The organism is Rhodoferax bucti, assembly GCF_005876985.1.
Taxonomy (GTDB): Bacteria; Pseudomonadota; Gammaproteobacteria; order Burkholderiales; family Burkholderiaceae_C; genus Allorhodoferax; species Allorhodoferax bucti.
In genome coordinates this window covers 344,215-365,308 of the sequence record NZ_VAHD01000002.1, presented here as the reverse complement: position 1 = coordinate 365,308, position 21,094 = coordinate 344,215, and the positions used below count along the sequence as shown (strand labels likewise).

Sequence of the window (21,094 nt, the reverse complement as noted above, 5' to 3'; positions counted from 1 at the left end):
GTCAGATAGTTTGCAAACCACGCGCCAAATCGGCGGTGATGTCGTTGATATGGTCCAGGCCCACGGCCACGCGAATCAAGCCTTGACCAATGCCTGCCGCCTGACGCTGCACTTCCGACAAGCGGCCGTGCGAGGTGCTGGCAGGATGCGCCGCCAGCGTTTTGGTGTCACCGAGGTTGGTGCACAGCGAGAGCACCTGCATGCTGTCGAGCACATGGAATGCGTTTTTGCGCGCAGTGTCCACGTCCGGTGCCTTCACCTCGAACGACAACACAGCGCCGCCACAACCTGATTGCTGGCGCATGGCCAACGCATGCTGCGGGTGGCTGGCCAAGCCGGGGTAATACACCCGCGCGACTTGCGGCTGGGCTTCCAGCCAATGGGCCAGCGCCAGGGTGGTCTCCGACTGCGCCTTCACACGCAAGGCCAGCGTTTCCATGCCCTTGAGCAACACCCAGGCATTGAAGGGCGCCAGCACCATGCCGGCGGTGCGGATCACGGGCAAAAACATTTCATCACGTTGCTTTTGGGTGCAGCAAATCGCACCTGCCATCACACGGCCCTGGCCATCCAAAAACTTGGTGCCGGAATGGATGATGAAATCCGCGCCCAGGCTGGCCGGACGCTGCAACACGGGTGTGGCAAAACAGTTGTCCACGGCCAGGAAGGCGCCTGCGCCATGTGCAATGTCGGCCAAGGCCTGGATGTCGCACACCTCGGTGAGCGGGTTGGTGGGCGTCTCGGCGAACAGCAGCTTGGTGGTGGGGCGGACCGCGGCCTTCCACGCTTCCACGTCGGTTTGCGACACGAAGGTGGTTTCCACACCGAACTTGGCAAACTCGCGGCTGAACATCGGAATGACCGAGCCGAACACCGATTGCGAACAAATGACATGGTCGCCCGCTTTCAGCAGTGCCATGCCCAGCAACAGAATGGCCGACATGCCGGACGAAGTGGCAATCGCTGCTTCAGTGCCTTCCAAAGCCGCCAACCGGATTTCCATGCTGGTGACCGTGGGGTTGCTCACGCGGGAGTAGGTAAACCCATCCTCCTCCATCGCGAAACGCGCCGCGCTGGAAGCAGCGCTGTGTTGCACATAGCCGCTGGTGAGGTACAGAGCTTCAGAGTTTTCGCCGTATTGGCTGCGCTCCAAGGCCGCACGCACCGCCAAGGTGTCGTTGTGCAGGCCTTCGGGTAAGTGGCTTTGCTTCATGGTGTCAGTCAGCGTGGTTGGGCAGCGCGAGGCGGGAGGTGTCTTCCTGGCCTTCTTCAGCCCCGACGCGGTTTTCGTTCAGGCGGGCGATATCGTCGGAAGAAATGTCCCCGGTGACGTACACACCGTCAAAGCAGGATGCATCAAAGCCAGCCAGGTTCTTGCTCAGAGCGCCGATGGCTTTTTTCATGCCGTCCACATCTTGGTAAATCAGCGCATCGCAACCGATGATTTCGCGCACTTCTTCCACCGTACGATTGTGGGCGACCAGCTCGCTGCTGGTGGGCATGTCGATGCCGTACACGTTAGGGTAACGCACAGGTGGTGCAGCGCTGGCCATGTAGACCTTGCGGGCACCGGCGTCGCGCGCCATTTGCACGATTTCCTTGGAGGTGGTGCCGCGGACGATGGAGTCGTCCACCAACAGCACATTGCGGCCTTTGAATTCGCTGGCAATCACGTTGAGCTTCTGGCGCACCGACTTCTTGCGAACGCCCTGGCCCGGCATGATGAAAGTGCGGCCCACGTAGCGGTTTTTCACAAAGCCTTCGCGGTAGGGCAAGCCCAACAACTGGGCCAGTTGTGCGGCACTGGGACGGCTGGATTCGGGAATGGGAATGACCACATCGATTTCGTTTGGCGGCACCGTGGAGATCACGCGCTTGGCCAAGGTTTCGCCCAGGTTCAAACGCGCTTGGTACACCGAGATGCCGTCCATGACCGAATCGGGGCGAGCCAGGTACACAAACTCAAAAATGCAGGGCATGAGCTGCGGGTTCACCGCGCACTGTTGGCTATGCACCGTGCCATCCAGCGCAATGAACACGGCTTCGCCGGGCTGCACATCGCGCACAAACTGGTGGCTGGTACCTTCCAGCACCACGGATTCGCTGGCCACCATGTGGGTGCCATCTGCACCCTTGCCGATGCATAGCGGGCGGATGCCGAAGGGATCGCGGAAGGCCAACAAACCGTGGCCGGCGATGTGGCAAATCACCGCATACGAGCCCTTGATGCGTTGGTGCACACGGGACACGGCAGTAAACAAATCCTGCGGCTGCAGAGGCAGGCCACGGGTAGAGACTTCAATTTCGTGGGCCAGCACGTTGAGCAGGACCTCGGAGTCGCTCTCGGTGTTGATGTGGCGGTGGTCCAGATTGAACAGCTCGGCCTTCAGCGCCTTGGCGTTGGTCAGGTTGCCGTTGTGCACCAACACGATGCCGAAGGGCGCGTTCACGTAGAAGGGCTGGGCCTCTTCCTCGCTGAAGGCATTGCCCGCCGTGGGGTAGCGCACCTGGCCCAGGCCGGAGTTGCCCAGCAGCGCGCGCATATTGCGGGTGCGGAACACGTCCTTCACCATGCCCTTGGCCTTGTGCATGAAGAACTTGCGGTCCTGCTGGGTGACGATGCCGGCTGCGTCCTGCCCGCGGTGCTGCAAGAGCAACAGCGCGTCATAGATCAACTGGTTTACGGGTGCGTTACTGACAACGCCAACAATTCCACACATAGGGTTTCACTCACTCAGGTAAATACTTGCCAAAATCTTGCGGTAGCAGGGGCTTCAAACCCTTGAGCACGGCGCTGCTCAGGTGCGGCCCGGTGGCCTCTGTCCACCACGCGCTGGAGTTCAGCGGCGTCATGCCCACCACCACGGTCACGGCCAACAGCAGCAACACGCCGCGCACCAGGCCGAAACCCGCCCCCAACAAACGGTCTGCGGGGCCCAGGCCCACCGAAGCGACCAGCTTCTTAACGAGGAAGGCCACCAGCCCACCTGCAAAGATGGACGCCACAAACACGATCACAAATCCTGCGGCGTAGCGGATAGGTTCGCCCGCCCCCGACATGGAGAGGTGGGCCGCCACATCAGGCGCAAACCACTGGGCCAGCACAAAAGCCGCCGCCCAGCTCAGCACCGACAGCACCTCAAACACCAGCCCACGCCACGCCCCGACGATCAGGGACACCAGCAAAACGGCCAGAAAAATCCAGTCCACAGTGGGCATGGCGGGCTCGCTTTACAGCTCCAGAATGGCAGCAGGCAGGTTCAGCTTCTTGAGCTTGTCAGCGGCTTTTTGCGCTTCTGCCTTGCTGGCAAACGGCCCAATGCGTACCCGCGTGCGCTGGCTGTCCTTGGCGCCTACCACCTGGGTGTAGGTCTTGAAGCCGGCTTTTTCCACCTTGCTGCGCGCTTCCTGCAATTTGGCCGGCTCGTTGTAAGCACCCACCTGCACGACAAAACGTCCTACGTCTGCCGCCGGTTTTTTCTCCGCCTTCTTGTCGGTCGCCTTGGCTTCCGGCGCGGCTTTGCCGTCCAGCAAGGCCTGCGCTTTGGCAGCATCCGCAGACTTGCCCACTGGGTGAGCTTCTGCCGCCTTTTCGGTGATGATTTTTTCAGCCGGCTTGGTCTCAGGCTTCGCCTCTGCCTTGGAGGGTGCTTTGGCGTCGGCCTTAGTCTCTGCTTTGGGCTCCGGTTTGGCTTCGGGCTTTGCAGCCGCTACCTTGGTTTCAGCCAAGGCCACTTTGGGCTGGGAGGCGGCTGCCGCAGCAGGTGCGGACTCTTCACGCTCCTCGATCACCACCCCGCTGGCTTGCGTGGCCGCAGGCAGCGCAGGTGCACCCAAGGGGCGTACTTTGCCTTTGTCCGGAATTTCAATCGGAATGTCCACCGCAATCGGGCGCGGTTGGCTGTCAAACAACAGCGGGAGGCCGACCACGCCAATCAGCACCAGCACGGCAGCACCCACCAGACGGTGGCGTGCGCGCCTGCGCATGGCCTCTACGCTCTCTGACGCGGTGGGTGGGGTGGGCTGCTCGTCGCCACCTTTGCGAAACTTGAAAAAGGCCATGTGGGGAAGACTTAAGGGTTCAGATGTTTGGCTTGCAGGCGTGGTGTGCCCTGTTGCAGAACGCCGCCCACGGTGTAGAACGACCCAAAGACCACGATTCTATCAGCGGGGTCTGCCGCAGCGATGGCCGCCTCCAGCGCCTGCATGGGGTCGGCATGGGCCGTGGCGGATGCGTCTTTGCGGGTGTTTTGGGCTTGCCACTGCGCCTGCAGGCTGACGCCACTGGCGGCGCGCGGGCTGGGCAGGTCGGTGAAATACCAGCGGTCAATCATGGGGCCGACCTTGGCCAGCATGGGCGCCAAGTCTTTATCGGCCATGGCGCCAAAAATGGCATGGGTGGTGGGGAAGAAGCCCATGGCATCCAGGTTGGCCGCCAGCGCCGCCACCGAGTGCGGGTTGTGCGCCACGTCCAGCACCAGGCTGGGCTGACCGGGAATGATCTGGAAGCGCCCGGGCAGCTCTACAAAAGCCAGCCCATTGCGCACCGCCTGCGCGGTGACCGGCAGGCGCTCGCGCATGGCGGTCAGTGCGGCCAGCACGCCCGCAGCGTTGACCAGCTGGTTCGCGCCCCGCAGCGCCGGATAGGCCAGCCCGCTGTACCGGCGCCCGCGCCCGGCCCAGCCCCACTGCTGCTTGTCGCCGGACACATTGAAATCGGTGCCCACTTGCCACAGGTCTGCGCCGATCTCCAGCGCGCGATCCAGCACGCTTTGCGGCGGCACCGGGTCGCTCACCACGACCGGGCGGCCGGTGCGCATGATGCCGGCCTTCTCAAAGCCAATGGTCTCGCGGTCGTTGCCCAGCAGCTCCATGTGGTCCAGGTCGATGCTGGTGATGATGGCGCAATCGGTGTCGATGATGTTGACCGCGTCCAGCCGCCCGCCCAGACCCACTTCCAGAATGACAGCATCCAGCCCCTCTTGAGACAGAGCCCACAGAATGGCCAGCGTGGTGAATTCAAAGTAGGTGAGCGCGATTTCCGAGCCTTTTTGGCACCTGGCGCTCTCAACATCAGCGAAAGCAGCTACAAATTTAGTAGCAGGCGCCGCCTCGCCCAAGAGCCGCATTCGCTCTTCAAAGTGCACTAGGTGGGGCGAGGTGTACACGCCCGTCTTATAGCCGGCCTGCCCGAGAATGCTTTCCAGCATGGCGCAGGTGGAACCCTTGCCATTGGTGCCCGCCACGGTAAACACCGGGCAGTCAAACCGCAGGCCGAGGCGCTGGGCGACCGCTTGCACCTTGCCCAGCCCCAGCTCGATGCCGTTGATGCCTTTGGGGTGCATGGACTCGATATAGGCCAGCCAGTCGGCCAGAGAGGATTGCACAGTCAAGGGGGAGGTAGCGGGTGTGTGTTCCATAGCGGGCGCCATTGTCGCCCACCGGCAATGCACTGCCACAATAGAGGGATGACCATTCTTTACGGCATCCCCAACTGCGACACGGTGAAAAAGGCCCGCACCTGGCTGGCTGAGCACCATGTCACCCACGAGTTTCATGACTTCAAAAAGCAGGGCGTGCCCGCCGACCTGCTGCCCGGCTGGATACGCGCCGTGGGCTGGGAAACGCTGGTGAACCGCAAAGGCACCACCTGGCGCAAGCTGGACGACGCCACCCAAGCCGCCGTGGTGGACGCCACCTCGGCCGCCCAGCTCATGCTGACCAATGCCAGCGTCATCAAGCGCCCGGTGGTGGTGTGGGCCGACGGCACGGTGACCGTGGGCTTCTCGGACGCGGCCTTCCAAACCCGGGTGGCCTAAAATCCTGCCTTTGCCTTGATGCGCTTGGGCGCGCGGGGCACCGCCTTCTTCTCTTTACTTTTCCACGTTTGACCATGACCACGACCCACTTTGACAACGTTTCCGTCACCACCAAAGCCAATGTGTACTTCGACGGCAAGTGCGTGAGCCACGGCTTCACCTTGGCTGACGGCACCAAAAAGTCGGTCGGCGTCATCCTGCCCGCCACTCTGACCTTCAACACCGGCGCCCCTGAAATCATGGAATGCGTGGGCGGCAGCTGCGACTACAAGCTCGACGGCTCTGACGTATGGGTCACCAGCGGCGAAGGCGACAAATTCAACGTGCCCGGCAACGCAAAGTTCCAGATCCGCGTGACCGAAGGCCATGCCGCCTACCACTACATCTGCCATTTTGGTTGATTAGCGGCTTCCTTTCCGGTTAATCCGCAGAGCGATTTACTCCTAATTTCATAGCTGCTCGCGCAGATTCGGCGAGCGCTACAGCCCGATTAAGGCCTTATTCATGTCTAACACCATCCTGCAAAACATCCCCGTCGGCCAAAAGGTCGGCATCGCTTTCTCCGGCGGCCTGGACACCAGCGCTGCCCTCTTGTGGATGAAGCAAAAGGGCGCCCAGCCCTACGCCTACACCGCCAACCTCGGCCAGCCCGACGAAGCGGACTACGACGAAATCCCCCGCAAGGCCATGGAATACGGCGCCATCAAGGCCCGTTTGATCGACTGCCGCCCCCAGCTGGCTGCTGAAGGCATTGCCGCGCTGCAAGCCGGCGCCTTCCACATCACCACCGCCGGCCAAACCTACTTCAACACCACCCCCTTGGGTCGCGCTGTGACCGGCACCATGCTGGTGACCGCCATGAAGCAGGACGATGTGAACATCTGGGGCGACGGCTCCACCTTCAAGGGCAACGACATCGAGCGCTTCTACCGCTACGGCCTGTTGACCAACCCGTCCCTCAAAATCTACAAGCCCTGGCTGGACCAGCAATTCATCGACGAACTGGGCGGCCGCTCCGAGATGAGCGCCTTCATCACCGCCAACGGCTTTGGCTACAAGATGAGCGCCGAAAAGGCCTACTCCACCGACAGCAACATGCTGGGCGCCACCCACGAAGCCAAAGACCTGGAGTTTTTGAACTCCGGCATCAAGATCGTGAACCCCATCATGGGAGTGCCCTTCTGGCGCGACGACTGCGTGGTCAAGGCCGAAGAAGTAAGCGTGACCTTTGAAGAAGGCCGCCCCGTCGCCCTGAACGGCGTGCACTACAGCGACCTGGTGGAGCTGATTCTCAAGGCCAACGAAATCGGCGGCCGCCACGGCCTGGGCATGAGCGACCAGATCGAGAACCGCATCATCGAAGCCAAGAGCCGCGGCATCTACGAAGCGCCCGGCCTGGCGCTGCTGTTCATCGCCTACGAGCGTTTGGTGACCGGCATCCACAACGAAGACACCATCGAGCAATACCGCGAAAACGGCCGCAAGCTCGGCCGCCTGCTGTACCAAGGCCGCTGGTTCGACAGCCAAGCCATCATGCTGCGCGAAACCGCACAGCGCTGGGTCGCCAAGGCCGTGACCGGCACCGTGACCATGGAACTGCGCCGCGGCAACGACTACAGCCTGCTGAACACCGAGTCCCCCAACCTGACCTACGCGCCCGAGCGCCTGAGCATGGAAAAAGTGGAAGACGCGCCTTTCAGCCCGCTGGACCGCATCGGCCAACTCACCATGCGCAACCTGGACATCACCGACACCCGCGCCAAGCTGGGCATCTACAGCAACGCTGGGTTGCTGGAGCTGGGCAAGGGGGATGACTTCTTGAAGCTGGGCAAGTAAGCACTCGGTTACCCCCCTAAAGAAAAAGCCCGCCAGGTGAAAGCTCGGCGGGCTTTTTTATGTCTTCTTTCCTTTAGGAAACCGAGACAGCCCAAGCTAGCGCATTCTTTAATAAACCCCACAAGAATGGAAGCAGCGCCTTCACAAGCGCATCAACAACACAAAGGGCTCGTTTCCATGGGTTGGTACAGAAATCAACTTTTCAAACCCTGCTTTGCTTTCCAAGCGGCACCGGCTCATAGAGAGTATTTGCAATTTGGCAGCTTAGTCCCGGCACGCTTTGATGCCAAATCGGACTCTAACGCTCATGCAATATGCGCGAACAGCTATCAAAACTATAGTACTCAACGTGTAGTCCCCTACCAACCGCGGCACAGTTTATGAATCCACCAAAGCTGCCGATTTAATTGATACACACAGGGCTCGTGGACTACACTAGCTCGGCCCGTTCACACACCAGGAGTTTCAGGATGACCATTGCCAAACGCACCCTCATTGCCGCAGCTTGTGTATGGATGGCAGCACACTCCAGTGCCTACGCGCTGGAGCCCATCAAAGGCAAGGCCATCCTGACCATCACCGGCAAGGTGACTGAGAAGAACAGTGCCAACGGCGCCGAGTTCGACCTGGCCATGCTGGAAAAGCTGCCCCAGCAAACCTTCAGCACCAAAACGCCATGGGACAAAAACCCCATCAAATTCAAAGGTCCTTTGTTGCGCGATGTACTGGCCGCCGCCAAGGCCAGCGGCACGACCTTGAAGGCCGCAGCGCTCAACGATTACCAGACCACCATTCCCTTCGATGACGCCAAAGCCTTCGATGTGATCGTGGCCTACCAGATGAACGACCAGCCGATTCCTGTGCGCACCAAAGGGCCGCTGTTCATCGTCTACCCCTTTGATACCAAGGCCGAGCTGCGCTCCACCGTGTACTACGAGCGCTCTGCCTGGCAGCTGAAATCCATCACTGTTGAATAAGGCTTCCATTGACCGGATCGAGTAAAAATCGCCGCTACCTGCTGTGGCTGGCCATCGGCACGGGTGTGCTGGCCTTGGCCATGGCGATTTTGTTGGTGCTGCAAATCACCCAGAAACGGGCGATTGAAAAAGCGAGTGAACTGCGGGCCGACTCCATCACGGCCCTGGTGTTTCAGTTTGAACGGGAGTTTTTGCGCTTCCGGCAAACGCTGGAGAGCAGCGTCATCCGCAGCGGGGAGCTGGATGCCGACAACCTCGGGTTGCGGTACGACTTGTTTTTAAGCCGCCTCACCCTGCTGCGCGACAACCCCACAACCGAGCTCATCACCCACCGGCCGGAATACCAAAATGCCATGCCGCATGTGGACACCTTGATTGCCCATGCAGACAAGGTGATGGCTGCCAACCCGCTGTCCAAGCCGGCGTTGGCCCAGCTGTTGGTTCAGTTCAACAATGTGGGGGTGGACGTGCAGGCGCTAAGCCTGGCTGCCAACTCCGAAGTCGCCGCGCTGCTGGAAAGCCAGGAAAAAACCATGCTCCGGCAAAACAACCAGATCATCGGGCTCACCTTGGCCCAGCTGATCTTTCTACTGATTGCGGCAGGAGCACTGGCTTTGCGGCAACGCAAGCAAGAAAAAGAGCGCCAGGCACTGGAAGACCTGACGCACGAGCTGCGGGAGGCGCATTTCCGCGCGGAAGCGGCCAACCGGGGCAAGAGCCAGTTTTTGGCCAACATGAGCCACGAATTGCGCACCCCGTTCAACGGAATGCTGGGTATGCTGGGTTTGCTGGAGAGCACGCCTGTTACCGCCGCGCAGGCCGACTACATCAAGACCGCCAAGGGCTCGGCCAACCACCTGCTCACGCTGCTGAATGACATCCTGGACGTGTCAGCGCTGGAGGCCGGCAAGATGACGCTCAAACCCGAGCCCGCGCAGCTGGGTGCCTTGCTCAACGAGGTAGAGGCGCTGATGCGCCCGCAGGCCACCGAGAAGGGGCTGAAATTCTCTATCGTTTCCCAGGCAGAGTTACCACCTTGGGTGCTGGCAGACACCACACGGCTGAAGCAGATTTTGTTCAACCTGATCAACAACGCCATCAAGTTCACCGACCACGGCAGCGTGACGGTAACCATCGTGCCGCGTGAGCGCACTGACGGCAATATCGGGCTGGCGTTTTTGATCAAAGACACCGGCATCGGCATGGATGACCATGTGCTCTCCAGCCTGTTCCAGCGCTTTTTTCAGGTGGATGGCGGGCTGGCCCGCAAATTCGGCGGTACCGGCCTGGGCCTGGAGATTTCGCAAACACTGGCACGCCTGATGGGTGGCGCCATTGAGGTGGAAAGCACCCAAGGCAAGGGCTCTGTGTTTACCCTGCACCTGCCCTTCTCCCTGTGCCCGGCGCCTCCCGCCGCCGCAGCGGTGCTGCCGATCACGCCACTCACTAAACCACCGGTGGCAATAGCACCGGAGCCACCCAACACCCCGGCTATCCCGGCAACTGCAGCAAATGCGGCGGTGCAAGATGGGGCAACACCGGCCCCCACCTCAGAGACGGCATTGCGGGTCATGGTGGTGGAAGACCACCCGATCAACCGCAAATTTGTAGGCATCCTGCTCGAAAAAATGGGCTGCAAAGTCACCTTTTGCGAGAACGGCCAACTCGGGGTGGAAGCCGCCGAGCGCGAGATGTTTGACCTGATCCTGATGGATGTGCACATGCCCGTCATGGATGGCCTGACGGCCACCCGCACCATCCGCGCCATGCCCGGGCCGATTTCGCAAGTGCCGATCATCGTGCTGAGCGCCGACGTCATGAACGATGCCAAGGAAAAAGCCTTGGCCGCCGGCGTGAACGACTTCGTCAGCAAGCCGGTGCAAGCCGGTCAGCTCCAAGCGACCATGCAAAAGTGCCTGGCCTCAGCACCCTCACACGCGGCGTCGCAGACCTAGCATGCCGTGGCCGGGCAGGCCACGCTGCAAATAATCCATCGCAATCGGCTCCAAAGCAGCCGCTTGAATGCCCAAATCCGCCAAGCCTGCCTCGGTACCGGTGGCAATGTTGTCGAGCTTCATCGAGTCCAGGTTGTCACCACTCATCAGCGGTTCGCCCGGGGCGAGTTGCATCAACGCCGCTTGCAGGCGCCCGGCCCACTCAGGCAAGGGGATCACGGGGCGCCCACGCCCCTCTGCAATACCGGCCCACACACCGGCACCGTGCACCAATTCGCCCAGGGTGTACACCTGCGGACCACACGCCTCCCACACGCCCGTTGTACCCACGGCGGCACGGGCTTGCACCAGACGCACCACCGCAGTAGCCACATCTTCCACCCACACGGGCTGAAAGCGCGCACGGGCGCCCGCCAGCGGCATGAAAGGGAACACTTGCTGCAGCTTGGCAAACATGTTCAAAAACTTGTCTTCCGCACCAAAAATTACGCTGGGGCGCAGCACTGACACCGCCAAAGCCGGATGGCTCAAAGCCAACTCGCCTCGCGATTTGCTGCGCAGGTAGCGGGAAGGCGCAGCATCCGGCTGCCGCGGATTGGCGCCCAACGCACTGATATGCACCACACGGGGCACACCGGCCGCCACTGCGGCACGGGCCAGGTTGACGGGAAGGTCCACATGCACCTTTTGAAAGGCAGCCTCGTTGCCATGCAGGATGGCCACCAGGTTCACCACCGCGTCATGCCCGGCCAGTGCTTGCTGCAACGCAGCGGGGTTATGGACATTGAGCTCTGCCACGGTAACCGTAGGCAGCGTTTGCAGCTCGCGCGCGTTGATCGCCCGCCGCGTAGCCACCGTAACGCTGTAGCCTTGCTTGACCAGTTTCTGGACCACATGGCTCCCGACAAAGCCGGTGCCACCGAGAACGAGTATGTTTTTCATGGTGAGAGGGTAGCCGCTCACCGCACCCGGCGTCTATGCGGGGGTCAAATGACCACGGGCTCCGGCTCCAGCAGGATGCCGAAACGCTCGTACACACTGGTCTGGATAGCCTTGGCCAGCGTCATCACCTCGCCACCGGTCGCGCCATTGCCATCCACCCCGGCACCCCGGTTCACCAGCACCAAGGCCTGCTTTTCATAAACACCCGCTTGACCGACCGACTTGCCCTTCCAGCCACAAGAGTCAATCAGCCAACCCGCCGCCAGCTTGACCGCTCCGTTGTCCAGCCGGTAGTGCACCACCTTGGGGTCGCGGGCGATGATGTCTTCGCACTGCTCGGCAGTGACGGTCGGGTTCTTGAAAAAACTACCCGCATTGCCGATGACGGCGGGATCGGGCAGCTTGGCGCGGCGCACTTCGCACACCCAATCGTAAATCTGGCGGGGTGTGGGCTCGGTTACACCGTGTTCAGCCATCTTGCGCTCAATGTCGGCGTAGCCCAAGACCGGCTTCCAGACCTTGGGCAGGGCAAAGCGCACCCGCAAAATCAAAGCACGGTCTTTCAGGCCCAAGGGCTGGGCGGTGTCCAAAGCCACGCTGCTGGCGTGCTTGAATACCGAGTCGCGGTAGCCAAAGGCGCATTGCGCGGCGTTCAGGGTAAAAACCTGCCCGGTCTGCAGATCAATGGCGTCCAGCGAATCAAAGCGGTCTTGCAGCTCGACGCCATAGGCCCCCACGTTTTGCACTGGCGAGGCACCCACGGTGCCGGGAATCAAAGCCATGTTTTCCATGCCGGGCAGGTTGTGGTCCAGCGTCCAGGTCACAAAGTCGTGCCAGCCCTCGCCGGCACCGGCTTCCACGATGACGGCCTTGGCCGTTTCCCCCACCACCCGGATACCGCGCACCTCTACCTTGAGTACCAAAGGCCTCACATCGCCCGTCAGCACAATGTTGCTGCCACCACCGAGTACAAACTTGGGCGCCTGGGCCCACTCCGGGTCGACCAGCAGCGCGCGGACATCGTCCTCCCCCGTGATACGGGCCAGCGCAGACGCCTTGGCCACGATGCGGAAGGTGTTAAACGCCTGCAGGGGAATGTTTTTCTCGACTACCATCCCCAGATTGTCTCATTGCATTTTTTAGAGCGAACCCATGCCTTCATTTGATACCGTATGCGAAGCCGACCTGGTCAAGGTCAAAAACGGCGTAGAAAACTCTGCCAAAGAAATCAGCACCCGCTTTGACTTCAAGGGCACCTCTGCCAGCATTGAAATCAAAGAGAAAGAAATCACCATCATTGGTGACGCAGACTTCCAACTGGAACAAATTCTGGACGTGCTGCGCAACAAACTCACCAAGCAAGGCGTGGATGTGCGTTTCCTAGACATCGGCGACATGCAGAAGATGGGTGGCGACAAGGTCAAACGCGTCGTCAAGGTGAAGGATGGCATTCAGGCCGAGCTGGCCAAAAAGATCCAACGCCTCATCAAAGACAGCAAGATCAAGGTACAAGCCGCTATCCAAGAAGAAAAAGTGCGCGTCACCGGCGCCAAGCGCGATGACTTGCAAGCCGCCATCGCGCTGATGAAGAAAGAGATGACCGGTGAAAAGGGCGCCCTCAAAGACACCCCACTGGATTTCAACAACTTCCGCGACTGATGCGCACCGCCGCCCGCCTCCTCTTGGCCTTGTTGCTGGCCCCCGCTGCGTGGGGCCAGACGGTGGCCATCAACGGAACGTTGGGCAACAAGGCGCTGTTGATTGTGGATGGTGGATTCCCCAAGAGCGTCGCTGTGGGCGATACGCACAAAGGGGTCAAAGTCGTCTCCCTGCAAGGCGATAGCGTCGTCATCGAGGTGGCCGGCAAGAAACTCAGTTTGCGCGTGGGCGATGCACCTGCCAGCGTGGGCAGCAATGCGGGCCAGGCCGTCGGTGGCAGCCGTGTGGTGCTGACTGCCGGGCCAGGCGGCCACTTCACCAGCGAAGGGCAGATTAATGGCCGTATCGTCCGCTTCATGGTGGATACCGGGGCCACCGCCGTCTCCATGGGCGTGGCGGAAGCGGAACGCATCGGCCTCAAATACCAAAACGGCGACCGCGTGCAAATGAGTACCGCCAACGGCGTGGTGCAAGGCTGGCGCATGACCTTGGACTCCGTGCGGGTGGGCGATGTCAGCGTGGGCGGGGTGGATGCCGTGGTGTCCCCCGTGTCCATGCCCTATGTGCTGCTGGGCAATAGTTTTTTGAACCGTTTTCAAATGAACCGCACTAACGACCAGATGGTGTTGGAAAAACGGTTTTGAGTCAGTCCATGGAAGCGCGCGACGAAAACGAATACGAAGACCTGCTGGGCCAGTGGTCAGACCTGGAGTCCGGCTTGGGTGTCATTTTGGGCAGCCCCAGTAGCACCCAGCAGTTCTCCCACCGGGTGCTGCAGTACGACCGCTGGATGCAAGGGCTGCTGCAGCGCGACCCGGATGTGGGCCTGTACCTGCTGTTTCAACTCGCCAGCAACTCACCGGTAGGCTACAGCGCCTCGCACGCCTTGGTATGCGCCGTGTTGTGCCACCTGGTCGCCACCGAGCTGCGCCTGCCTCTCAAAGCACGCAACAGCCTGGTGCACGCTGCCCTCACCATGAACGTGGCCATGACGGAGCTGCAAGACCAACTAGCCACGCAGACCGAACGCCCGACGCAGGCCCAGCAAGACGCCATCCGCGCGCACTCCATCAAAAGCGCCATGATGCTGGCCAACCTAGGCGTGGCGGATGACGATTGGCTGGACATTGTGTCCAACCACCACGATGACTCCGTGGAGCGGGACAGCCCCGAATCCCAATCCGGCACGGTGCGGCTGACGCGCATCTTGAAAGTGGTAGACCGCTACGCCGCCATGATCTCGCCACGGGCCTCCCGTACCGGGCGCAGCGCGATCGAGTCGGCTCGCTCGGTCATGGCACGCGCCACGGCGGGGGTAGATGAAATCGGCCAGGCGCTGGTGCGTGCAGTGGGCTTGTGCCCGCCCGGCACCTATGTGCGCCTGGACAACGACGAGCTGGCCGTGGTGGTGCGTCGCAGCATCAAGGCCAACCAGCCGTTTGTGGTAATCATCGGCAAGGCGAATGGGGAGCTGCACCCCAACCCGCGTCTGCATGCCACCGCCGACACGCCTCCACGCATACGTGCGGCCCTGCCCTCTGCGGCGGTGCGTACACCGCTCAACCACTTTTATTTGTTACAGCTGGGCAGCCAGGCCTTGGGCATGGCCTGAGCGCCGCCCGGCAGCGGGGCCCGTTATTTAGCCGCGTCTTTCTTCTTGCCGAGCTTGGACTCGGTGCCCTTGACCAAGCGAGAAATGTTCTCCGAGTGGCGCCAGATCAGGAAGATGGACATCACTGCGGTAGACATCAGCAAACTCCGGTCGGCTGCCCACGCCACGCCGTCGCCAAACGCGTAGTAAGCGGGGGCAAACAGCGCGGCCACCAGCGAAGCCAACGACGAATAGCGGAACGCATACGCCACGATGAGCCAGGTGAGGCCGGTCGCCAAGGCCAGCCAGCCGCTGGTAGCCACCAGCACGCCCAGTGCGGTGGCCACGCCCTTGCCACCCACAAACTTAAAAAACACCGGGTACAGATGCCCGATAAAGGCAGCGAACCCCGCCAGCGCCATGGTGCCCTCGCCCAAGCCATAAGGCTGGCCCCACCACTGGATAGCCGCCACGGGCAGCCAGCCCTTCACCGCATCCAGCAACAGCGTGACGACCGCCGCCGCTTTGGAGCCGGAGCGCAGCACATTGGTGGCGCCGGGGTTTTTGCTGCCGTAGGTGCGCGGGTCGTTCAAGCCCATGACGCGGCTCACGATGACGGCAAACGACAAGGAGCCGATCAGGTAGGCCGCCACGGTGGCCAACAGGGGATACAACACAGAATTCAAAACAGGTTCTCCAATCACTCTTCCAGCGCGCACTGTACAGGCTTGGCACCCAACAACTGCACGCAAATCTGGGGATCAATCCCTACCAGGTAGCCACGACGCCCGCCGTTGATGCAAATGCGGGGCAACTCCAGAATGGTGGACTCGATATATACCGGCATGGTTTTGCGTGTGCCAAAGGGTGAGGTGCCACCCACCAGATACCCGCTATGGCGGTTGGCCACTTCGGGAGCGCAAGGCTCCACCGACTTGGCGCCGATCTGGCGCGCGAGATTTTTGGTGGACACCTTGCGGTTGCCGTGCATCAACACGACCAGGGGCTTGGCATCCTGGTCTTGCATGATGAGGGTTTTGACTACTGTGAAAGGGTCAAACCCCAGCACAGCAGCGCTGTGTTGGGCACCACCGTGCTCCAGGTACTCGTAAGGGTGCTCGGTGAAGCCCACCTTGTTCGCCTTGAGCAGCTGGGTGGCGGGGGTCTCGGAAACGTGGTCTTTTTTGGCCATAGGGGCGTATTTTCATACGCCCGCCGACCTCCCACACTCTCAGACCGCCGGATCGCGGATTTCCCAGCGGACTTCGTCGATCTTCTTGAGCAGCTCCTCGGGCAGCACCGTGCCCCAGGCATCGATGTTCTGGTCCAGCTGCTCCAGGGTGCGCACACCGATGATGGTGCTGGCGACCTGCCACTTGGTGTAGCAAAAGGCCAAGGCCATCTGGCTGGGCGTAAAGCCGTATTCGCGGGCCAGCGCGTTGTACTTGCGGGCGGCCTTGAGCGCATCGGGGCGGCCCCAGCGTTGCTTGCGGGTGGACTCGAACTTGCGCAAGCGCCAGTCGGGCGACACGGTAGCGCCCAGCAGGCCTTCGTCGTCGTACTTGCCGGTCAGCAAGCCAAACGCCAGCGGGGAATACGGCAGCAGCGACACGCCCAGGCGGTGCAGGGTTTCGTCCAGCCCGTTTTCTGCGGTGCGGGCCAGCAGGCCGTAGTTGTTTTGCACGGTGGCCACGCGGGGCAGGCCATGCTGCTCGGCCAAGCGCACAAACTCGTGCACGCCGTACGGCGTTTCGTTGGACAAGCCGATGGCGCGCACCTTGCCAGCTTGAACCAGCGTATCCAGCGCGCGCAGCTGCTCTTCGATGCTGCTGGCACCCACGTTTTCTTTCTGCGGGTCGAAATACATGCCGCCAAACATGGGCACGTGGCGCACCGGCCAGTGGATTTGGTAGAGGTCGATCACCTCAATGTTCATGCGCTTCAAGCTGCCTTCGCAGGCGGCAATGATGTCGGCGCCGGTGAGGTTGCTGCTGCCGTTGCGCACCCAATCCATACCGCGCGAAGGGCCCGCCACCTTGGTGGCGATGACCAGCTTCTCCCGCACGCCGGGGTGGGCCTTGATCCAGTTGCCGATGATTTTTTCGGTCAGGTTGAAGGTCTCCGCCCGGGGCGGCACCGAATACATCTCGGCGGTGTCAATAAAGTTCACCCCCCGCTCCAGCGAGCGGCTCAGGATGGCGTGGGAGGTGGCCTCGTCCACCTGCTCACCAAAAGTCATGGTGCCCAGGCAGATGGGGGTGACGTGGAGGTCGCTGCGACCGAGTTGGATTTTGTTCATGGCGTCAAGTTTACGGTTTGGCTTATGCGTTTGCTACCGCATAGCGCGCCTCCTCTTGCAGGCGCAGCACCCGGCGCTGCACTTTGCCGGTGGTGGTCATGGGCAGTGCGTCCACAAATTCGATCTCCTTGGGGTACTCATAGGGGGCCAGCTGCCCTTTCACATGCGCTTGCAAATCCCGGGTGAGTTGGGCATGCAATTGGGCTCTAGCGCCCGCATCACCTGCGCAAGCAGCTATGAAATCAGGAGCAATCACCACATAGGCCTTGACCAGCGCGCCCCGCTCCGCATCGGGCTTGGGCACCACGGCGGCATTGGCGACAGCGGGGTGTTTGACCAAGCAGTTCTCAATCTCGCCGGGGCCGATGCGGTAGCCCGCGGCCTTGAATACGTCGTCGCTGCGGCCCTGGTACCAGAGGTAGCCCTCGGCATCGCGCACCGCGAGGTCGCCGGTGCGACACCAGTCGCCAGTGAACTTGGCGGCCGTGGCGTTCGGGTTCTTCCAGTAGCCCAAGAAAAAAATGGGGTCCGGCTGGCCATGCACGTCATAGCGGTTCAGCGCCACATCGCCAGGCACGCCCACCGGGCACTCATTACCCGCGTCATCAATCACCGCGACCCGGTGGCCGGGGTAGCCCATGCCCATGCTGCCGGGCTTGGAGGGGTAGAGCCGGTTGCAGTTGCCCACGATGTAGTTCATCTCGGTCTGGCCGAACATTTCGTTGGGCTTCACGCCGAGCTGTGTTTCGCAGTAGCCAAACACGGCGTCGCCGACCGCCTCGCCCGCACTCATGATGGCCTGCAACTTGAGCTTGAACTGTTGGCGCACCGTCTTGCCTTGGGTGCCCGGGTTGGCCTTCATCATGGCTTTGAGGGCGGTAGGAAAGAGAAAAGTGTGCGTCACGCCGCAGTCGCGCATCAGCTCCAGCGCGGTCTGCGGGCTGAAGCGGCCGCTGTAGGCCACGATGGGCCGGCCGAAATACAGGGTGGGCAGCAGGGCGTCCATGAGTCCGCCCGTCCAAGCCCAGTCTGCCGGGGACCAAAAAAAGCTCGCCCCCACCCCAGCCCTCCCCCGCACGGGAGTGGGCGCTTGGTCCGCCGGGAAAGGCTCAAAACCAAACCAGTTCTGGCTGGCCACAAAGCCACTCAAGTTGCCGATAAGCGCGCGGTGAGGAATCAGCGCGCCCTTAGGGTTGCCAGTGGTGCCGCTGGTGTAGATGAGCACGGCAGGCTCGTCGGCCAAGGTGTTTACCAGCCCAAACGCGGCGGGGTGCGCCTGCAGGGCGGCCTCCCACGGCGCGTCTTGCGGGCCAGTGAGCAGGGCGGCGTCTGCCTCGGCCAGCCCCACGCCCAGCACGGCGCGCAGCTGCGGGCAGGCCTGGCGCACGCTGGCCAGGGCGGGGAGCGAGCCGGCATCGCAAATGGCGGCCACGGCCTCACTGTCTTGCAGGCGAAACTCCAGCGCTTCCGGCCCGAACAGCATGCTCAAGGGCATGGCCACCGCCCCCATTTGCAGCACCGCCATGTAGGCCACCGCCGTCTCAAAGCGCTGGGGCAGCACGATGCCCACCCGATCGCCCCGCTGCACGCCCTTGGCGGCCAAGGCGTTGGAGAGCCGGTTGGCCTGCTCTTGCAGCTGCGCATAGGTATAAAAAGTGCTGCTAGCGCTCGTGGAATATGCGCGAACAGCTACTCTTTTTGTAGCATCCGGCAAGGCGGCCCAGCGGCGGCTGCACACCTCTGCCATGTTGAAGTGCGTCGGCACCTGCCAGCGGAAGCTGCTGTGCAGCGCCACATAGGCCGGGGGACGTTTGTCTCTGGTTTGACTCGCTGGCATGCCCTGTCTCCTCGTCTGTCCTTATGATTTGTGCAATGTACCAAGCCCGACGCCCCCACCGCAGCGAGTTCATCCCCATCCGCAACCTGCAGTACCACGTGCAAGTGTGGGGCGAGCCCGGCCCGGGCAAAACGCCGCTGGTGATGGTGCACGGCTGGATGGACGTGGCCGCCAGCTACCAGTTTGTGGTGGACGCGTTCCAACACGAGCACTACATCATTGCCCCCGACTGGCGGGGTTACGGCCAGACCGAAGCCCCTCTGGCCGACAACTACTGGTTTCCCGACCACCTGGCCGACCTGGACTTTTTGCTCGACCACTACGCCCCCGACCAGCCGGTGAACCTGGTGGGCCACAGCATGGGCGGCAATGTGGTCATGCTCTACGGCGGCGTGCGGCCCCAGCGCATACGGCGGCTGGTGAACCTGGAGGGCTTTGGCATGCCGGCCACCATTCCTGCGCAGGCGCCCGGCCGCTTTGCCACCTGGATGGACGAACTCAAAAAGCTGCACGCCGGCGAGATGGACCTCAAGGCCTACGACAGCGCTGACGGCGTGGCCCGCCGCCTCATGAAAACCAACCCCCGCCTGGGCGCTGACAAGGCGGCCTGGCTGGCCCGCCACTGGGCGGTGGAAACGGCCGATGGCCGCTGGGCCATCCGCGGCGACGCGGCCCACAAGGTCACCAACGCGCAGCTCTACCGCGTGGAGGAGGTGCAGGCCATTTACCAGCGCCTGAGCATGCCGGTACTGGCCGTCGAGGCCTCTGACAACAGCCTGGACATGTGGTGGAAAGGCCAATTCACCCTGGCTGAGTACCACGAGCGCCTGAAGGTGGTGCCCCAAGTGGAAATCGCCTGCATCGACGATGCCGGCCACATGATGCACCACGACCAACCCGAGGTATTGGCGGGGCTGATCGAGCGTTTTATCGCCTGATGGGGTCTGCGCGGCACCGGGCCGCGTTGCCTCTTGGGAGCGACCCTCTCCGGCATGAGAAAATGCGAGGTTTGGTGCCCGACGCCGCCTTGCGCGCCCGCGCTGCACCCCGCTAACTCACAGGAAGAATCATCATGGAAGCAGAACGTATCAACCTCATCGGCACCACCCTGGCAGACCTCAGCAGCAGGACCCAGGAACTCAGGGGGTATCTTTGACTACGATGCCAAAGCCGAGCGCCTGCGCACCGTCAATGCATCGCTAGAAGACCCGTCGGTCTGGAACGACCCCAAGAAGGCCCAGGAGCTGGGCAAAGAAAAGAAAATGCTCGATGGCGTGGTCGTCACCCTCAACGACCTGACCAGCAACCTCTCGGACAACACCGAACTCTTCGAGATGAGCAAGGAAGAAGGCGACGAAGCCGGACTGCTCACCATCGAAGCGGAAACCGCCAAGCTCACCGAGATTGTGGAAGGCTTGGAGTTCCGCCGCATGTTCAACAACCCGGCCGACCCCCTGCCCTGCTTCCTGGACATCCAAGCCGGCGCTGGCGGCACCGAGGCGTGCGACTGGGCCAGCATGCTGCTGCGCCAGTACCTGAAGTACGCCGAACGCAAAGGCTTTACCGCCACGGTGGAAGACATCACCGACGGCGACACCGCCGGTATCAAGGGCGCCACCATCAAGGTGGAGGGCGAATACGCCTTTGGCCTGCTGCGCACCGAAACCGGCGTGCACCGCCTGGTGCGCAAATCGCCGTTCGACTCTTCCGGTGGTCGCCACACGTCCTTCGCATCGGTGTTTGTGTACCCCGAAATTGATGATTCCATCGAAATCGAGATCAACCCCAGCGACGTGCGTACCGATACGTTCCGCGCCTCCGGCGCCGGTGGTCAGCACATCAACAAGACTGACTCTGCCGTGCGTTTGACCCACATCCCTACCGGCATCGTGGTGCAGTGCCAAGACGGCCGTAGCCAGCACAGCAACCGCGACGTGGCCTGGAAGCGCCTGCGCAGCCGCCTGTACGACTTCGAATTGCGCAAGCAGCAGGAAGCACAGCAAAAGCTGGAAGACGCCAAGACCGACGTGGGCTGGGGCCACCAGATCCGCTCTTATGTGCTGGACAACAGCCGCATCAAGGACTTGCGCACCAACGTGGAAGTGTCTGCCACCCAAAAGGTGCTGGACGGCGACCTGGATGTGTTTATCCAAGCATCTCTCAAGCAGGGTATCTGAGC

21 protein-coding genes are annotated in these 21,094 nt (G+C 61.8%); 10 read left to right on the top strand and 11 right to left on the bottom strand.

From position 1 onward, the window contains the following. Nucleotide 1 precedes the first annotated feature (1 nt). The 5 genes from FDM28_RS08260 to folC are packed head-to-tail and all read right to left on the bottom strand — an operon-like array spanning nt 2 to nt 5,420. Nucleotides 2-1,213: an O-succinylhomoserine sulfhydrylase gene (locus tag FDM28_RS08260; protein ID WP_138514684.1), complete on the bottom strand. Its 1,212-nt coding sequence runs from the start codon at nt 1,211-1,213 to the stop codon at nt 2-4. Between the two features lie 4 nt (nt 1,214-1,217). Continuing rightward, nucleotides 1,218-2,720 (bottom strand): amidophosphoribosyltransferase, encoded by a 1,503-nt coding sequence (gene purF / locus FDM28_RS08255; protein ID WP_138514683.1) that lies wholly within the window; start codon nt 2,718-2,720, stop codon nt 1,218-1,220. Nucleotides 2,721-2,730: 10 nt separating this feature from the next. Continuing rightward, nucleotides 2,731-3,219 carry a CvpA family protein gene (locus FDM28_RS08250; protein ID WP_138514682.1) on the bottom strand — a complete coding sequence of 163 codons (489 nt, stop codon included), beginning with the start codon at nt 3,217-3,219 and terminating at the stop codon, nt 2,731-2,733. 12 nt (nt 3,220-3,231) lie between these two features. Then, on the bottom strand, nt 3,232-4,062 hold the full coding sequence (locus FDM28_RS08245) for an SPOR domain-containing protein (protein ID WP_138514681.1): 831 nt from the start codon (nt 4,060-4,062) through the stop codon (nt 3,232-3,234). Nucleotides 4,063-4,073: 11 nt separating this feature from the next. Further along, entirely contained in the window at nt 4,074-5,420 is a 1,347-nt protein-coding gene (gene folC, locus FDM28_RS08240; protein WP_138514680.1) for a bifunctional tetrahydrofolate synthase/dihydrofolate synthase, read from the bottom strand. Between the two features lie 48 nt (nt 5,421-5,468). Between folC and FDM28_RS08235 the strand changes: the two genes are divergently transcribed. The 5 genes from FDM28_RS08235 to FDM28_RS08215 all read left to right on the top strand — a co-directional run bounded on the left by FDM28_RS08235 (nt 5,469) and on the right by FDM28_RS08215 (nt 10,587). Continuing rightward, on the top strand, nt 5,469-5,819 hold the full coding sequence (locus tag FDM28_RS08235; RefSeq protein WP_138514679.1) for an ArsC family reductase: 351 nt from the start codon (nt 5,469-5,471) through the stop codon (nt 5,817-5,819). 74 nt (nt 5,820-5,893) lie between these two features. Further along, the gene (gene ppnP / locus FDM28_RS08230; RefSeq protein ID WP_138514678.1) at nt 5,894-6,220 is read left to right on the top strand and encodes a pyrimidine/purine nucleoside phosphorylase; all 327 of its coding nucleotides are present in this window, start codon (nt 5,894-5,896) and stop codon (nt 6,218-6,220) included. A 103-nt stretch (nt 6,221-6,323) separates the two neighbouring features. Beyond that, nucleotides 6,324-7,655, top strand: coding sequence for an argininosuccinate synthase (gene argG, locus FDM28_RS08225; protein WP_138514677.1), 1,332 nt, complete (start codon nt 6,324-6,326; stop codon nt 7,653-7,655). A 470-nt stretch (nt 7,656-8,125) separates the two neighbouring features. Beyond that, a complete protein-coding gene (locus FDM28_RS08220) occupies nt 8,126-8,632 on the top strand; it encodes a putative pterin-binding protein (RefSeq protein ID WP_240791949.1) in 507 nt (168 codons plus the stop codon). 8 nt (nt 8,633-8,640) lie between these two features. Then, complete coding sequence (locus tag FDM28_RS08215; RefSeq protein ID WP_138514676.1) at nt 8,641-10,587, top strand: response regulator; 1,947 nt, start codon at nt 8,641-8,643, stop codon at nt 10,585-10,587. Here the strand turns inward: FDM28_RS08215 and FDM28_RS08210 are convergent. Beyond that, entirely contained in the window at nt 10,564-11,529 is a 966-nt protein-coding gene (locus FDM28_RS08210; protein WP_138514675.1) for a complex I NDUFA9 subunit family protein, read from the bottom strand. The genes FDM28_RS08215 and FDM28_RS08210 overlap by 24 nt on opposite strands. A gap of 44 nt (nt 11,530-11,573) precedes the next feature. Beyond that, nucleotides 11,574-12,644 (bottom strand): UDP-N-acetylmuramate dehydrogenase, encoded by a 1,071-nt coding sequence (gene murB, locus FDM28_RS08205; protein WP_138514674.1) that lies wholly within the window; start codon nt 12,642-12,644, stop codon nt 11,574-11,576. Nucleotides 12,645-12,681: 37 nt separating this feature from the next. Between murB and FDM28_RS08200 the strand changes: the two genes are divergently transcribed. Genes FDM28_RS08200 through FDM28_RS08190 form a run of 3 tightly spaced genes read left to right on the top strand, consistent with a single transcriptional unit; the run spans nt 12,682 to nt 14,800 of the window. Further along, complete coding sequence (locus FDM28_RS08200; protein ID WP_138514673.1) at nt 12,682-13,188, top strand: YajQ family cyclic di-GMP-binding protein; 507 nt, start codon at nt 12,682-12,684, stop codon at nt 13,186-13,188. Further along, the gene (locus FDM28_RS08195; RefSeq protein ID WP_138514672.1) at nt 13,188-13,832 is read left to right on the top strand and encodes a retropepsin-like aspartic protease family protein; all 645 of its coding nucleotides are present in this window, start codon (nt 13,188-13,190) and stop codon (nt 13,830-13,832) included. Before FDM28_RS08200 ends, FDM28_RS08195 begins: the two co-directional genes overlap by 1 nt. Nucleotides 13,833-13,840: 8 nt before the next feature. Then, nucleotides 13,841-14,800 carry an HD-GYP domain-containing protein gene (locus FDM28_RS08190; protein ID WP_138514671.1) on the top strand — a complete coding sequence of 320 codons (960 nt, stop codon included), beginning with the start codon at nt 13,841-13,843 and terminating at the stop codon, nt 14,798-14,800. Between the two features lie 23 nt (nt 14,801-14,823). Here FDM28_RS08190 and plsY read toward each other — a convergent pair whose 3' ends face one another. Genes plsY through FDM28_RS08170 form a run of 4 tightly spaced genes read right to left on the bottom strand, consistent with a single transcriptional unit; the run spans nt 14,824 to nt 18,915 of the window. Then, nucleotides 14,824-15,465, bottom strand: a complete 642-nt coding sequence (plsY, locus tag FDM28_RS08185; RefSeq protein ID WP_138514670.1) for a glycerol-3-phosphate 1-O-acyltransferase PlsY — start codon at nt 15,463-15,465, stop codon at nt 14,824-14,826. A 14-nt stretch (nt 15,466-15,479) separates the two neighbouring features. Continuing rightward, complete coding sequence (locus FDM28_RS08180) at nt 15,480-15,971, bottom strand: aminoacyl-tRNA deacylase (protein WP_138514669.1); 492 nt, start codon at nt 15,969-15,971, stop codon at nt 15,480-15,482. A 39-nt stretch (nt 15,972-16,010) separates the two neighbouring features. After that, entirely contained in the window at nt 16,011-17,078 is a 1,068-nt protein-coding gene (locus FDM28_RS08175) for an aldo/keto reductase (RefSeq protein ID WP_138514668.1), read from the bottom strand. A 22-nt stretch (nt 17,079-17,100) separates the two neighbouring features. Next, nucleotides 17,101-18,915 (bottom strand): acetate--CoA ligase, encoded by a 1,815-nt coding sequence (locus FDM28_RS08170; protein WP_138514667.1) that lies wholly within the window; start codon nt 18,913-18,915, stop codon nt 17,101-17,103. 35 nt (nt 18,916-18,950) lie between these two features. Between FDM28_RS08170 and FDM28_RS08165 the strand changes: the two genes are divergently transcribed. Continuing rightward, on the top strand, nt 18,951-19,853 hold the full coding sequence (locus FDM28_RS08165) for an alpha/beta fold hydrolase (protein WP_138514666.1): 903 nt from the start codon (nt 18,951-18,953) through the stop codon (nt 19,851-19,853). 134 nt (nt 19,854-19,987) lie between these two features. Continuing rightward, a protein-coding gene (gene prfB / locus FDM28_RS08160) for a peptide chain release factor 2 (protein ID WP_138514665.1) occupies nt 19,988-21,092 on the top strand; the annotation gives its coding sequence in 2 pieces (ribosomal slippage) (nt 19,988-20,068 and nt 20,070-21,092; 1,104 coding nt in all). Nucleotides 21,093-21,094: the final 2 nt, after the last annotated feature.

What these genes read in the sequence shown, in the direction of transcription:
- FDM28_RS08260 (WP_138514684.1), bottom strand. Translation starts at nt 1,213, where the DNA reads ATGAAGCAAAGCCACTTACCCGAAGGCCTGCACAACGACACCTTGGCG.
- purF (WP_138514683.1), bottom strand. Translation starts at nt 2,720, where the DNA reads ATGTGTGGAATTGTTGGCGTTGTCAGTAACGCACCCGTAAACCAGTTG.
- FDM28_RS08250 (WP_138514682.1), bottom strand. Translation starts at nt 3,219, where the DNA reads ATGCCCACTGTGGACTGGATTTTTCTGGCCGTTTTGCTGGTGTCCCTG.
- FDM28_RS08245 (WP_138514681.1), bottom strand. Translation starts at nt 4,062, where the DNA reads ATGGCCTTTTTCAAGTTTCGCAAAGGTGGCGACGAGCAGCCCACCCCA.
- folC (WP_138514680.1), bottom strand. Translation starts at nt 5,420, where the DNA reads ATGGAACACACACCCGCTACCTCCCCCTTGACTGTGCAATCCTCTCTG.
- FDM28_RS08235 (WP_138514679.1), top strand. Translation starts at nt 5,469, where the DNA reads ATGACCATTCTTTACGGCATCCCCAACTGCGACACGGTGAAAAAGGCC.
- ppnP (WP_138514678.1), top strand. Translation starts at nt 5,894, where the DNA reads ATGACCACGACCCACTTTGACAACGTTTCCGTCACCACCAAAGCCAAT.
- argG (WP_138514677.1), top strand. Translation starts at nt 6,324, where the DNA reads ATGTCTAACACCATCCTGCAAAACATCCCCGTCGGCCAAAAGGTCGGC.
- FDM28_RS08220 (WP_240791949.1), top strand. Translation starts at nt 8,126, where the DNA reads ATGACCATTGCCAAACGCACCCTCATTGCCGCAGCTTGTGTATGGATG.
- FDM28_RS08210 (WP_138514675.1), bottom strand. Translation starts at nt 11,529, where the DNA reads ATGAAAAACATACTCGTTCTCGGTGGCACCGGCTTTGTCGGGAGCCAT.
- murB (WP_138514674.1), bottom strand. Translation starts at nt 12,644, where the DNA reads ATGGTAGTCGAGAAAAACATTCCCCTGCAGGCGTTTAACACCTTCCGC.
- FDM28_RS08200 (WP_138514673.1), top strand. Translation starts at nt 12,682, where the DNA reads ATGCCTTCATTTGATACCGTATGCGAAGCCGACCTGGTCAAGGTCAAA.
- FDM28_RS08195 (WP_138514672.1), top strand. Translation starts at nt 13,188, where the DNA reads ATGCGCACCGCCGCCCGCCTCCTCTTGGCCTTGTTGCTGGCCCCCGCT.
- FDM28_RS08190 (WP_138514671.1), top strand. Translation starts at nt 13,841, where the DNA reads ATGGAAGCGCGCGACGAAAACGAATACGAAGACCTGCTGGGCCAGTGG.
- FDM28_RS08180 (WP_138514669.1), bottom strand. Translation starts at nt 15,971, where the DNA reads ATGGCCAAAAAAGACCACGTTTCCGAGACCCCCGCCACCCAGCTGCTC.
- FDM28_RS08175 (WP_138514668.1), bottom strand. Translation starts at nt 17,078, where the DNA reads ATGAACAAAATCCAACTCGGTCGCAGCGACCTCCACGTCACCCCCATC.
- FDM28_RS08170 (WP_138514667.1), bottom strand. Translation starts at nt 18,915, where the DNA reads ATGCCAGCGAGTCAAACCAGAGACAAACGTCCCCCGGCCTATGTGGCG.
- FDM28_RS08165 (WP_138514666.1), top strand. Translation starts at nt 18,951, where the DNA reads ATGTACCAAGCCCGACGCCCCCACCGCAGCGAGTTCATCCCCATCCGC.